The 13,308-nt window shown below is 67.2% G+C and carries 11 protein-coding genes; 10 read left to right on the forward strand and 1 reads right to left on the reverse strand.

The features are described from left to right. Positions 1 to 19: 19 nt before the first annotated feature. The 4 genes from ACZK4H_RS12430 to eptA all read left to right on the forward strand — a co-directional run bounded on the left by ACZK4H_RS12430 (position 20) and on the right by eptA (position 4,251). Positions 20 to 694 (forward strand): response regulator transcription factor, encoded by a 675-nt coding sequence (locus tag ACZK4H_RS12430; RefSeq protein ID WP_099553393.1) that lies wholly within the window; start codon positions 20 to 22, stop codon positions 692 to 694. Further along, complete coding sequence (locus tag ACZK4H_RS12435) at positions 691 to 1,923, forward strand: sensor histidine kinase (RefSeq protein ID WP_099553391.1); 1,233 nt, start codon at positions 691 to 693, stop codon at positions 1,921 to 1,923. The genes ACZK4H_RS12430 and ACZK4H_RS12435 overlap by 4 nt, the downstream gene beginning before the upstream one ends. Before the next feature lie 59 nt (positions 1,924 to 1,982). Further along, positions 1,983 to 2,369, forward strand: a complete 387-nt coding sequence (locus ACZK4H_RS12440) for a diacylglycerol kinase (RefSeq protein WP_099553388.1) — start codon at positions 1,983 to 1,985, stop codon at positions 2,367 to 2,369. A gap of 73 nt (positions 2,370 to 2,442) precedes the next feature. Continuing rightward, entirely contained in the window at positions 2,443 to 4,251 is a 1,809-nt protein-coding gene (gene eptA, locus ACZK4H_RS12445; protein ID WP_099553386.1) for a phosphoethanolamine transferase EptA, read from the forward strand. Here the strand turns inward: eptA and ACZK4H_RS12450 are convergent. Beyond that, entirely contained in the window at positions 4,155 to 5,075 is a 921-nt protein-coding gene (locus ACZK4H_RS12450; protein ID WP_099553384.1) for a M14 family metallopeptidase, read from the reverse strand. The genes eptA and ACZK4H_RS12450 overlap by 97 nt on opposite strands. A 145-nt stretch (positions 5,076 to 5,220) precedes the next feature. Between ACZK4H_RS12450 and ACZK4H_RS12455 the strand changes: the two genes are divergently transcribed. From ACZK4H_RS12455 to ACZK4H_RS12480, 6 genes are all read left to right on the forward strand, one after another. Continuing rightward, entirely contained in the window at positions 5,221 to 5,874 is a 654-nt protein-coding gene (locus tag ACZK4H_RS12455) for a DUF3348 family protein (protein ID WP_099553382.1), read from the forward strand. A gap of 10 nt (positions 5,875 to 5,884) precedes the next feature. Next, positions 5,885 to 8,149, forward strand: a complete 2,265-nt coding sequence (locus ACZK4H_RS12460; protein WP_099553379.1) for a DUF802 domain-containing protein — start codon at positions 5,885 to 5,887, stop codon at positions 8,147 to 8,149. Beyond that, positions 8,146 to 8,784 (forward strand): OmpA family protein, encoded by a 639-nt coding sequence (locus ACZK4H_RS12465; protein WP_099553377.1) that lies wholly within the window; start codon positions 8,146 to 8,148, stop codon positions 8,782 to 8,784. The genes ACZK4H_RS12460 and ACZK4H_RS12465 overlap by 4 nt, the downstream gene beginning before the upstream one ends. Next, positions 8,774 to 9,151, forward strand: a complete 378-nt coding sequence (locus ACZK4H_RS12470; protein ID WP_099553375.1) for a DUF2894 domain-containing protein — start codon at positions 8,774 to 8,776, stop codon at positions 9,149 to 9,151. Before ACZK4H_RS12465 ends, ACZK4H_RS12470 begins: the two co-directional genes overlap by 11 nt. A 312-nt stretch (positions 9,152 to 9,463) precedes the next feature. Beyond that, positions 9,464 to 11,782, forward strand: coding sequence for a TonB-dependent receptor (locus ACZK4H_RS12475; RefSeq protein ID WP_099553373.1), 2,319 nt, complete (start codon positions 9,464 to 9,466; stop codon positions 11,780 to 11,782). A 20-nt stretch (positions 11,783 to 11,802) separates the two neighbouring features. Continuing rightward, positions 11,803 to 13,260: an esterase-like activity of phytase family protein gene (locus tag ACZK4H_RS12480; protein ID WP_099553371.1), complete on the forward strand. Its 1,458-nt coding sequence runs from the start codon at positions 11,803 to 11,805 to the stop codon at positions 13,258 to 13,260. The last annotated feature ends 48 nt before the right edge of the window (positions 13,261 to 13,308 follow it).

Consider the following 13,308-nt stretch of genomic DNA (forward strand, 5'->3'; position numbering starts at 1 on the left):
CGCAAGGATGCCCTGCCCTATGACCCGCCTGCTGATCATCGAAGACAACCCCGAGCTGGTTGCCAATCTGTATGCCTTCTTTGAACCACTGGGTTACGTGCTGGACGACGCCCGCGACGGCGCCAGCGGCCTGCGCCGGGCCACGCAGCACGACTACGACGCCATCCTGCTGGACCTGATGCTGCCGCGCCTGGACGGCATGACGCTGTGCCAGAAGCTGCGCCAGGAGTTCCAGAACCCGGTACCGATCCTGATGCTGACCGCGCGCGATCCGGTCGAAGACCGCGTGCAGGGCCTGGCCCTGGGCGCGGATGACTACCTGATCAAACCGTTCTCGCTGATGGAACTGGATGCACGGATCAAGGCCCTGGTGCGCCGGGCACAGGGTCGCCAGGTCCAGAGCGTGCTGGCGTGGAAGGACCTGCAGGTGGACACGCGCTCGCCACAGGCCTGGCGGCAAGGCCGCTGCATTGCGCTGACGCCCACGTCGCACAAGCTGCTGATGTGCCTGGTGCGTGCGGCGCCCGCCGTGGTGCGCAAGCAGGAGATGGAATACCTGGTCTGGGGCGACGAGCCACCGGACAGCGGCGCGCTGCGAACACACATCCATGAACTGCGCCTGCAGGTGGATCGCAGCTTCGATACCGCGCTGATCACCACGGTGCACAGCATCGGCTGGCGCATGCAGGCGTGAGTCCTGCCTCCCTCTACCGCCGCCTGAGCCTGCGTGCCCGCATCACGATCTCGTTCGTGCTGTTGATGGCCGGTGCCATGGGTTTCATCGTTCTGGCCGAACAGGTCGACTACGACCAGGTCCGGGCTGCTGTCGTCGCGCGGACCCAGCACGGTGAAGTGCAAAGACTGCAGGCTGCGCTGGCTCGTGGCCAACGCCCCACCCTGCCACCGGGGACCCAGCTGTTCGATGCCGATGACGTGCCTGTCGTGCTGCGCCAGTACGGCCCGGGCCATCACGGCGAAGAGGCACCCAACGAGTGGCACCTGAGCGTCTTCGACAACGGCGACCAGCGCTACTACCTGCTGCAGGACGCGGCGCACTATGGCTATCTGGAACACCTGATCAATGCCTTCGCGGCACTGGTCATTTCGATCTGCGTGCTCTGCGCCTTCCTGATCGGTCGCAAGGTAGCGACGCACGTCATCGCGCCCATCACGCGATTGGCGGACGCGGTGCAGGACGGCCAGAAGCCCTTTCCCTACCAGGACGCGCGCGATGAGATCGGTGTACTCGCCCGCGCGTTCGCCCGGCACAGTGACGAGCTCGAACGGTTCCTGCATCGCGAACAGTGCTTCAGCGGCGATGCCAGCCACGAGCTCCGCACGCCGCTGGCCATCATCGGCGGCGCTGCGGAGACATTGGCCTGCCAGCTTCCGGCCGAGAGTCACCTGGTTCCCAGCGCAGAGCGCATCCTGCGCACCACCCAGGAGATGCAGCGCCAGCTGACCTGCCTGCTGCTGCTCTCACGCGCCCCCAGCACCGTGCCACGCAATGAGGTGGCCCTGCGTCCGCTGATCGAATCCTGCATGGAGCGTTGCCAGCCCTGGATTTCCGGCAAGCCGGTGATCGTTGCGTTTGATGCCCGGCATGACGCCGTGCTGGACACCAACGCGGATCTGGCGCACAGCGTGATCTGGAACCTGCTGCGCAACGCCTGCCAGTACACTGAAAGGGGCGAAGTGAGGATCACCCTCCACGACACCACACTCATCATCGCCGACACGGGACCCGGCCTGCCCTCCAGTATCGACCCACAGCAGTTCCAGCGTTTCCTGCCCGGCAGCCCGCACAGTGGCGAAGGACTGGGGCTGTCGATCGTGCAGCGCATCGTCGAGCACCTGGGCTGGAGGATGACGGTGCATTCCTCGCAGCAGGGATGCCGGTTCAGCCTGGAGTGGCCCATCTGACGGTTTCCTGACGCGCGCCTGCACATGCTGGGGATCGCTCACTTCACGGCGGAAATGGCATGCAGCACCCCAAGGACAGCGGCAAGTACCCGCACGGCAAGACCGGCCTGAGCCGCATCTTCCACACCCTCATCCATTCGCGCGATGGTTTCATCGCCACCTTCCGCGGCGAGGCTGCCTTTCGCCAACTGCTGCTTCTGCACGCGCTGTTGATCATTGCAGCGTTCGTGCTGGACATCAGCAAGCTCGAACGGGCGCTGGTGCTGGCGGTCTGCTTCATCAGCCTGCTGGTGGAACTGCTCAACTCGGCGATCGAAGCAGTGGTCGATCGCATCTCTCTGGAGCAGCATCCGCTGTCCAAGAACGCCAAGGACATGGGCAGCGCCGCGCAGACCACCGCACTGTTGATGGTGGGCGCGGTGTGGGGCGTGATCCTGCTGGGCTAGTCCGCCCAACCTGACAACTTCCTGATAAAGCGGTTTCGATACTGCGCGCACTCCCGCTCCACGGAACCTGCTCGTGCGTCAATGCCGCCGTATTCCACGGCCCCATCCGATCATTCTGGTCTGGGCCGCCGCACTGTTCTTCACCACAATTGGAAACATCGCCCTCTGGAAGACATTGTGGGGGCTGATCGACCTCAACAGCCTGCGCAGCGTGCTGTTCCTGGCCAGCCTGCCGGTGGTGCTGTTCTGCCTGCTCAACCTGATGCTGACGCCACTGCTGGCACTGCCGTTCCTGCGCAGGCCGCTGCTGGTGCTGCTCGTTGTCGTCAGCGCCGCCTGCAGCTACTTCATGCTGCACTACAACGTGCTGATCGATCGCAGCATGGTGCAGAACGTGTTCGAGACCAACCAGGCCGAACTGAACGCCTATCTCTCGCTGCCACTGCTGTTGACCCTGCTGGCGCTGGGCGTGCTGCCCGCTGCCGGGCTGGCCCTGGTGCGCACCACCAGCGGGGCCGGTTCGATACGTTCGCTGCTGGTGTGGCCGGCCAGCGTTCTGGCGTCATTGCTGGTGCTGCTGGCAATCAGCTTCGCGTTCTACAAGGACTACTCCTCGCTGCTGCGCAACAACCGCCATCTCCGTGACCAGGTGCTGCCCTTGAACATCGTGCGCCATACCCACGGTTATCTGAAAGGTCTCTACAGCACCCGCCAGCAACCCTTGCGCCCGATCGGCATGGACGCCCGGCGCGTACCGGGCCCGCGCCCGAAGCTGGTGGTCATGGTCGTCGGCGAGACCGCGCGCTCACAGAACTTCCAGCTCAACGGCTACCCACGCGCGACCAATCCACGGCTCTCGCGCAAGGAAGGCGTCATCAGCTTCAATGATGTCTCCTCATGCGGAACCGCAACGGCGATCTCGGTGCCGTGCATGTTCTCGCAGATGACCCGCAGCCAGTACGACGATGTACGCGCAGCGACCGAGGAGAACGTGCTCGACATCCTGCAGCGCACCGGCATCAGCGTGCTCTGGCGCAACAACAACAACGGCGGCTGCAAGGGCGTGTGCGAACGCGTGCCGACCGAGGACATGCCCGCGTTGAAGGTGGCCGGCCAGTGCGTCAATGCCGACGGCACCTGTTACGACGAGGTGCTGCTGCATCAGCTCGGTACACGTATTGACGCCATGAACGGTGACGCCCTGGTCGTGCTGCACCAGCTGGGCAGCCACGGCCCGACCTACTTCGAACGCTACCCGGCACACTCGCGGGCATTCAGCCCGACCTGCGACAGCAACCAGATCCAGCATTGCAGCAACGAGGCGCTGGTCAACACCTATGACAACACCCTGGTCCATACCGACCGCATGCTGGGCAAGGCCATCGACCTGCTGCAGGGCTATTCGGACCAGCGTGATGTCGCACTGATCTATGTGTCCGACCATGGCGAGTCGCTGGGCGAACGGGGCATGTACCTGCACGGCACGCCTTACTTCATCGCACCGCGCGAGCAGACCCAGGTGCCGATGGTGATGTGGTTCTCACCGGAGTTCAGCCGCAACGCGGGCGTGGACCTGGCCTGCCTGCGCGAGAATGCCCTGCACCGGGCGCACAGCCACGACAACGTCTTCCACTCGCTGCTGGGCCTGTTCAGGGTCAACAGCACGGTGTACCAGCGCGATCTGGATGTGTTCGCCGGATGCCGCGCGTCGGCGTCGCCGGCTGTGGCCACTTCACCGGCGAGGCAGCGCCGGCTGATGCCGGTCGCTGCCCGGAACGTGGCGCGTTACTGCGCCGCCAGGGCGAAATCCAGGCCCGCACACACCGCCGCCACCTGGGCGTCGTTGCATTCCTGCGGATTGGTGCGCGGGCTGTCCGGATAGACCTCGGTGGTGGTCGCAAAGCGCGCATCGGTGAAGCCGGCGCAGGCGCCGATCGAACGCGATTCACCCCAGACCACGCCCGGCGACTGCAGCGGCAGGCCGACCAGGTTGCCCTCGGCGTCGGCCGGGGCGATGTGGGTGACCGGGGCCACAGCGGTGATCAATGCCTTCTGGAACTCGGCCTGCGGATCTTCGCTGTTGCCGATCACGTAGAAGCCATCCGGAATGGTGTCGCGCTCGAACGGCTTGCCGTCGCGGGCGCAGCGGGCCGGATCGAACTCCTGCAGGTCGCTGTCGGTGGTCTCGTGCAGGTCCAGGTGCACCAGCAGGTTCGGCTTGCGCTCGGCCACCCAGGCCATCAGGGCGGCCGCTTCCTCGATCTGGCCGCCGTCACGGAAGCTGCGGTTCGGGTCGATGGCATCCGGGTTCCAGCGCTGGATGCGCTCGTAGCCCCACGGGCTTACGCACGGCGCCACGATCAGGTTCAGCCGGCCCAGGTAACGCTCGGCCTGCTGTTCCAGGAACTGCAGGGCGCCGTGCACGCCGCTGGTCTCGTAGCCATGCACGCCGCCGGTGATCAGCGCGGTCGGCAGTGCCGGGTTCCAGTCGTGGTTGACCACGGCAAACAGCGGGTAATGGTCCGGCGCATAGTCCAGCTGGCCGTACTGGATCACGTCGAAGCTGTCGTCCAGGCGCTCAAGGGCGGCCACCACGTCGTCGTGGTAGCTGCGCTGGCGCTGCTGGCGGGCCCGCCACTGTGCGCGTTCCGCGTCGCCCCAGGGCTGTCCAGGGGTGCCGATCGGGTAGAACTGCGCAACAGTCATTGGGTACTCCAAGGGTCGAACGGGATGGGTGCAGCCGGTCATTCTAAGCCTTGTCGCGCCTGCGGGTCCCCTCCCCCGGCCCCGCCTTCATCCAGGCCGGGTCATCTGGTTGTAAAATCAACGGTTTTTGGCCCCTCACCCCTTGATGGCGAACGCAGCGCAGCCGGTCCTGGGTGGACCGGAGTTCCTCCGCCTGCTCGCCCGTCTCAGCGACGGCGCGATGCCGGCCACCAGTCCCGCCCTGACCGATCGCCTCGGCCAGTGGGTGGACTGGAGCCGCGCCGTGGCCCTGTCCGGGGCGCTCGGCGGACGCCTGCCCGAGCCGGGTGAGGCCACCGAAGCGGTCGAGGATGTGCTGGCCGACTGCGCCCAGGCGCACGCCAGCCTGCTGGCCTCGATCCGTGAGGATGCCGAGGCCGAGCGCCTGCTGGACCTGGCCGAAGCCGCCGCTGCACCCAACTTCGCCTCGCTGCGCCAGCGCTACCGGGTGTTGCAGCAGGCCATCCAGACCGCCACCGGGCGCCTGCGCGGCCGCCTGCGCGACCAGCTGGTGCAGGTTTCGCCCGAGCTGGCGCGGCTGGCCGAGGTCGATGCGGTGATGGAGCAGACCCTCACCCCGCGCGAGCACAGCCTGCTGGCCACCGCGCCGGCAGTGCTCGGCGCCCGTTTTGAACGCGTGCACGGCCAGCCCGGCTGGCGCGCGGCCTTCCGCCATGACATGCGCACGCTGCTGCTCGCCGAACTGCAGCTGCGCTTCCACCCGATCGAAGGGCTGCAAGACGCCCTGCGCTCCCACTGACCGGAACACCATGTCCAGAACTGCTTTCCATGTCGTTGTTTTCCTTGTCGGCCTGCTGGCCGTGTGCTGGATCGGCATTGGCTACGTTTCGGTGCATCCGCTGGGTGCAGCGGTGGCGGCGATCATCGCAGCCTGCTACATCGCCGGTGGCGTGGAGCTGTACCGCTACCGCCAGGCCAGCAACGGCCTGCGCACCGCACTGAGTGACCTGTCCGGTGCAAAGGAAAGCCTTGCCCCCTGGCTGGAACGCGTGCCGGTGGGCCTGCGCAACGCCGTGCGCCTGCGCGTGGAGGGCGAGCGCACTGCCCTGCCCGCACCGGTACTGACCCCGTACCTGGTCGGCCTGCTGGTGCTGCTGGGCATGCTCGGCACCCTGCTGGGCATGATGGACACGCTGCGTGGCACCGGGCTGGCCCTGCAGAGCGCGACCGACATGGCCGCGATCCGCGGCTCGCTGGCCTCGCCGGTGCAGGGCCTGGCGGTGGCATTCGGTACCTCGATTGCCGGTGTGGCCAGCTCGGCCATGCTCGGCCTGCTGGCGGCGCTGCTGCGCCGCGACCGCCTGCAGGCCGTGCAGCAGCTGGACCGCGCCATTGCCGGCGACCTGCATCCGTACTCGCAGGCCTGGCAGCGCGCCGAGTCGCTGCGCCTGCTGCAGGCACAGTCCGCGGCGCTGCCGGCGCTGGTCGACCGCCTGCAGGCGATGACCAGCACCTTCGAACAACACAGTGCGGCCGCCAATGAGCGCCTGCTGGCCGGCCAGGCCGACTTCCTGACCCAGAGCCAGGCGCTGCAGGAGCGGCTGGCGGTCTCGCTGCAGCAATCGCTGCGCGAAGGTGCCGAAGCCAGCGCCGCCGCCATCGGTGGCGCGCTGCAGCCCATGGCCGAGACCACCCTGGCGGGCCTGGCCCGCCACGGCGAGGCACTGCATGCCCGCGTCGAGCAGGCCGTGCAGCAACAGTTGGCCGGCCTGAGCGACGGTTTCGAGCGCAGCCGCGTCGCCACCGAGGCCGGCTGGGCCAAGGTGATCAGTGAACAGACCCAGGCACAGCAGGCGCTGGTGGGTGATCTGCGCCAGCACCTGCAGGCCTTCAGCGATGGCCAGGCCACGCATGCCGAAGCGCTGGTCGCACGCATCGGCGAGCGCCTGCAGGCCGACGCACAGGGCAATGCAGAGGCCTTGCGCGCCGCCGCCGAACAGCAGCAGGCCCTGAACAGCGCGCTGGTCGAGCGCCAGCAGCAGGCGCTGCTCGCAGCCGGTCAGCAGCTGGACGAGCACGCGCAGGCGTTGCTGCAGGCACTGGAACAGCGCCACAGCGCCAGCCAGTCGCTGCTGCAGAACCACGAACAGCAGCGCTCGCAGGATTGGCAGGCCGCGCAGGCCGCCGCAGCGACCGCGCACGCCGAACTGCAGGCCAGCCTGGACAGCCGCGAGCGGCAGCGCCAGGCGCGCTGGGACGCGGTCAGTGCCGAGCTGCAGCAGGCCCACGCCTCGCTGCAGGCGCAGCTGCAGGCCGGCGACGAACAGCGCCTGCAGCGCTGGAGCGATGCCTTGCAGCATGTTTCCACCGATCTGGCCGAGCGCCTGCACGCCAACGGCGAACGCCTGGCCGCGCAGCAGCAGCAGGTCTGCGACACGCTGGCGGCTACCGCGCAGCAGATCGGCGAGAACGGTCGCGCGCAGGCCAGCGCCACGCTGGCCGAAGTGTCTACTCTGCTGCAGACCGCCGCTGCCGCACCCAAGGCCGCTGCCGATGTCATCAACGAGCTGCGCAGCACGCTGTCCGAGAGCCTGGTGCGTGACAACGCGATGCTGGAAGAACGCGGTCGCCTGCTGGCCACCGTGCAGACCCTGCTCGATGCAATCAACCACGCCTCGCACGAACAGCGCATGGCGGTGGACGCGCTGGTCGGCGGTTCGGCCGAGCTGCTGGAACGCGTCGGCAACCGCTTCACCGACCATATCGCCGCCGAGACCGGCAAGCTGGATGGCATTGCCGCAGCGCTCCACGGCAGCGCCGGTGAAGTGGGCCAGTTGGCCGGCACCTTCGGCGCCGCGGTGGAGCAGTTCGGTTCTGCCTCGACCGAATTGTCCGGCCGCCTGGAACAGATCGGTGGCGCGCTCGATGCCTCGCTGGCACGCAGTGACGAACAGCTGGCCTACTACGTGGCGCAGGCGCGCGAAGTGGTCGACCTCAGCCTGCTGTCGCAGAAGCAGGTGATGGAAGAACTGCAGCAGCTGGCCACGCGCCGCGGCAAGGCCGGCAGCGCATGAGCGACGAGCTGGAGGTCGACGGCGGCTCACACGCCCCGATCTGGGCCGCCTTTGGCGACCTGATGTCGGTGCTGCTGGGCGCGTTCGTGCTGATACTGGTCGGCGTGGTTGCCGTGCAGCTGGAGCTGTCGCAGCGGCTGGACCAGGAAGTGAAGCAGCGCCAGGCCGAAGCCAAGCGCCTGCAGACACTGGAACAGGCGCTGGCTGGCCCGCTCGCCGCCGGCCGGGTGACGCTGGTCGACGGCCGCATCGGTATCAGCGGCAGCGTGCTGTTCGCGCTGAACTCCGACCAGCTGCAGCCGGAAGGCCAGGAGCTGCTGCGCAGCCTGGCCGCGCCGCTGGCCGCCTACCTGGGCAGCCGCGAAGAGATCCTGATGGTCAGCGGCTTCACCGATGACGCACCGGTACGAGAAGGCAACCGCCGTTTCGCCGACAACTGGGAGCTCTCCGCGCAGCGTTCGTTGACCGTGACCCGCACCCTGATCGCCGATGGCGTACCGGCCGACGCCGTGTTCGCCGCCGCGTTCGGCAGCGAGCAGCCGGTCAGTTCCAATGCCAATGAAGAAGGCCGCGCACGCAACCGCCGCGTGGAGATCGCGCCGATTCCAAAGCCCAAGGCGCCGGATGGCAAGTAAGCCGCCCGCGCTGGAAGGCCTGCGCGCACTGGTGCGCGACCTCGATGCGGGGTCGCGCTCGCTGCCGCATTACCCGCAGGTGCCGATGCTGCAGCAGGTGCAGCGCGAGTGGTCGGAGCTGCGCAGCGAACTGCAGGTGCGCCGCTCACTGCGCACCGAGGCCCCGGCAGATGGCGGCCCGCTGAACTCGGCGGTGCTGGTGCAACGCATGCTGGACACGATGCAGGCGAGCAGCCCCGGCTACCTGCGCCACTTCATCGACTACGTGGACACCCTCTCCTGGCTGCAGGCGCTGCAGGATGGCGCCGCCAGCGCTGCGGATGCCGCGAAGCCGAAGCGCACGCGCAAGCCGCGCAACGCGGGTTGATCGCGCTTTGACGCCGACCTCGTTCGGCGCCCCTGGATACGACACTCCTGTTCCGCGCGCCTGGTAGACGCCAACCTTGGTTGGCGCTCCACCAACGACGCCGCGCATGCCAACCAAGGTTGGCATCTACCAGTGCATGCGTCGGCATGCCACGCATGTAGCGGTGTCACCAGACAGTCATCTGTCTAGCGCACCATTTTCACGTTGACCCACGGCGCCTGCAGCGTCCGCAGTCACCTCGGTTGTCTCCCCTTTCGACTCCATGAGCTCCGCGCCCGCGCGGTGGCTCGTGCCTGCCTGAGTGTCCGTAACATGACCAAGACTTTGTTGGCCGCCGCGCTCTCGATCGCGCTCGCTCCCGCGGCCTGGGCGCAGGATGCTGCCCCGACCTCCAGCACGCCCTCCGCCACCACCCTCGATGCGGTCTCGGTGATCGGCAGCGGTGAAGCCCGCCAGGTGCAGCGCATCACCCGAGAGAACCTCGACATCCTGCCGCCGGGTACCAGCCTGCAGAAGACCCTCAACCTGCTGCCGGGCGTCAACGCGCAGTCGGCCGATGCGCTGGGCACCAACGAGCAGTCGATGACGCTGAGCCTGCGCGGCTTCAACTCGACCCGCCTTGGCTACACACTCGACGGTGTGCCGCTGGGCGATGGCGCGTACAACAACTACAACGGCCTGACCATCAACCGTGCGCTGATCAGCGAGAACATGGCCGGCGCGGAACTGGCGGTGGGCATCGGCAGCCTCGGCACGCCGTCCACCAGCAACCTCGGCGGCACCATCTCCTATACCTCCGACCGCCCGGCCCAGGAGCTGGGTGGCCGCGTGGTGCAGACCTTCGGCAGCGATGCCAACCGCCGCACCTTCGTGCGCGTGGACAGCGGCGAGTACGACGGCTTCTCCGGCTACGTTTCCGGCATGAACGCCGTCTCCGATCTGTGGAACGACCAGACCGCCTACAACAAGTCCACCACCAGGCAGTTCAATGCCAAGGGCGTGTGGAACTTCGGCCGCGGCCAGATCACCGGTTTCGTCGATACCTCGCGCACCACCCAGGCGGACTACTTCTACCTGTCCAAGGACGAGATGTCGCGTGGCCTCGGCTGGGACTGGGGCGGCTACGCGCCGGACTGGAACAAGGCCGTGGCCAAGGCCTACTGCAATACCGCCAGCTTCAACGCGAAGAAGTGCGACAGCAGCGGTCCGGACAAGGATGCCGATGGTGCCTTCACCGCCGGCCAGATCCTGCGCGACGACACCCTGTACTACCTGGCCGGTGACTTCTTCCTGGCCGATGACTTCAGCCTGCGTGCACTGGCCTACCACCATGACGATCGTGGCGAGGGCCACAACTGGAACAGCGGCGCGTGGTCGAACAAGGGTACGGCACAGGAGATCCCGATCATCTTCCGCAACACCATCTACACCATCGACCGCGATGGCGGCACGCTGTCGTTCGACTGGGAGCTGGGCGCACATCGCATCGAAGGCGGCGTCTGGTACGAGCGCAACACCAGCAGCGCCGAGCGCTACCAGACCGCCGTGGATGGGCCGCGCGACCTGAGCGGCATGAACACCCTGCCCTCCGATGTCGGCGTGTTCGCCCAGCGCACGCGCTGGAAGACCCATCAGTTCTTCCTGAAGGACACCTGGCGCCTGCTGGATGATCGCCTGACCCTGGAATTCGGCGCCAAGAGCCCGCATGCCACCTCCGATGCACAAGCACTGCCAGGCGACGCGAAGACACCGATCTCACCGGCCTCGAACAACCAGTTCGCCACCGGCTCACTGAAGGCCAGCAAGAACTTCCTGCCCAGCATCGGCGCCAATTTCCGCCTGGCCGAGCACCACGAAATCTTCGCCAGCTACGCCGAGAACATCGCCATGTTCCAGGGCGGCTTCAAGCTGGGCCCGCAGGCCGTCAGCCAGACCACCTGGAATGCGCAGGGCAACCTGAAGCCGGAGGAATCACGCTCGCTCGAAGCCGGCTACCGCTTCGTCACCGATACCCTGCAGGCCTCGATCGCGGCCTACAGCGTGCGCTTCGACAACCGCCTGCTGCAGTACAACCCCTGCGACTCACGCCAGCCGGTCGGCCCGACCTGCGGCAACCGCTTCTACAACGTCGGCGGCGTCGACAGCCGCGGTGCCGAGCTGACCGTGCTGTGGACCCCGAACGAGCACTTCAGCTGGTACACCTCGGCCTCGTTGAACCGCTCGACCTACGCCTCCAACTACGTGCAGGCCGGTGTGGAGCAGCAGATCAAGGGCAAGATCCAGACCGATACGCCCAAGCAGCTGCTGGCCACCGAGATCACCTGGCGCGACAACGGCTGGTTCGCCAGCCTGCGTGGCAAGTACACCGGCGAACGTTTCTACACCTACACCAACGACCAGGGCTTCGGCGGCTTTACCGTGTTCGATCTGGCCGGTGGCTATGACTTCGGCCAGGTCGGCTTCGCCAAGGGCATGCGCCTGTCGTTCAACGTGACCAACCTGACCAACAAACGCTACGCCAGCAACCTGGATTCGAGCGTGTTCGCACCCAGCGACCCGGCCGGCAAGCTGTACGTGTTCCATGCCTCGGCACCGCGCCAGGTGTTCGGTACGATCGACCTTCGCTTCTGATCGCCCCCCGGAGTCCACCGATGCTCGCGACCGCCCTGCTGCTGGCCACCCTCTCCGCCAGCGGATACTCCGCTCCGCATGAGGCCGCTGGCGCACCGCCACGCACCCTGCAGCTGGGCGGTCGCACCTATGTGGACCAGAGCCTGGTCGCCGCCGGGCGGCTGCCCGCAGGCACGGTGGACTTCCTGGGCGATACGCTGGGCTCGTTCTCGTCGCTGGCGGTGCAGCCCGGCACCTGGAAGCGCACCGCCAACGGCTACGAAGGCCTGCTATGGACGCTGCCAGACCGCGGCCGCAACGACCCCGAGGCCGGCCTGTTCTACGACTACACCGGCCGCGTGGAGCGCATGCAGCTGCGCATCGACATCTCCTCGGGCACGCCTGCGCTTGGCACGCTGACCATGGTGCCCGACAAGGGCGTGGTGCTGAAGGGCTTCAACGGCCAGCCGTTCACCGGTGCCGACCCGGGTGACCACACGGTCACCCAGCGCGAGGTGGTGCTGCCCTCGCCGGCCAGCGGCGCAGGCGCGGGAAAGGTCTCGCTGGATGCCGAGTCGCTGCAGTTCACCGCCGATGGCCACTTCTACATCGGCGATGAGTACACCGCCAACGTCTACTACTTCGATGCGCAGGGTCAGCTGCAGGGTGTGATCGTGGCACCACCTGCGATCCGTCCGCAGCGCGAGGGCAAGCCGGCGTTCGGTTCACTGGCGCCACCGCAGACCGGCCGCCGCAACAACCAGGGCGTGGAAGGCATGGGCCTGTCTCCCGACGGCACCCGACTGTTCGTCGCCCTGCAGAGCGCCACGCTGCAGGACAGCGCGCAGGGCAACGCGGCGGGCCGCATCAACACCCGCGTACTGGTCTACGACGTGACGACCTCACCGACGCCACAGCAGCCGATCGGCCATTACGTGATGGCCCTGCCCGCCTACGCACACGATGGCAAGGGCAAGCTGGACCGTACCGCCGCGCAGAGCGAGCTGCGCGCACTGGACGACCATCGCTTCCTGCTGCTGGCCCGCGACGGCAACGGGCTGGGCAAGGACGGCGATGACCCGATCGTCTACAAGTCGGTGCTGCTGGTGGATGTGGCCGATGCCAGCAACCTGGCGGGAAGTTCCTACGAAACCGGCATAGCCTCGGTACTGGCCAGCCCGGCGGACACCGTGTTGAAGGACGGCATCGTGCCCGCACACAGCGACGAACTGCTGAACCTGCTGGACCGCCCGCAGTTGGCCCGTGCCGGGCTGGATCTGGACACGAAGCGCGGCCCGCATGCTGGACTGCTGTCAGAGAAGTGGGAAGCCATGGACGTGCTGCCGGCGCTGGACCCGCAGCACCCGAACGACATACTGCTGCTGATCGGCAACGACAACGACTTCATCGCCCGCCACTGCCGCATGCAGGGCCAGGCCTGCAACAGCCCGTACGACAACGACAACCGCGTGCTGGTGTACCGCCTGACCCTGCCCTGACGAAGAACAGACGTCACGCTCTCTGTAGAGCCGAGCCCATGCTCGGCT

This window comes from Stenotrophomonas sp. 78350_Sma (assembly GCF_056482105.1).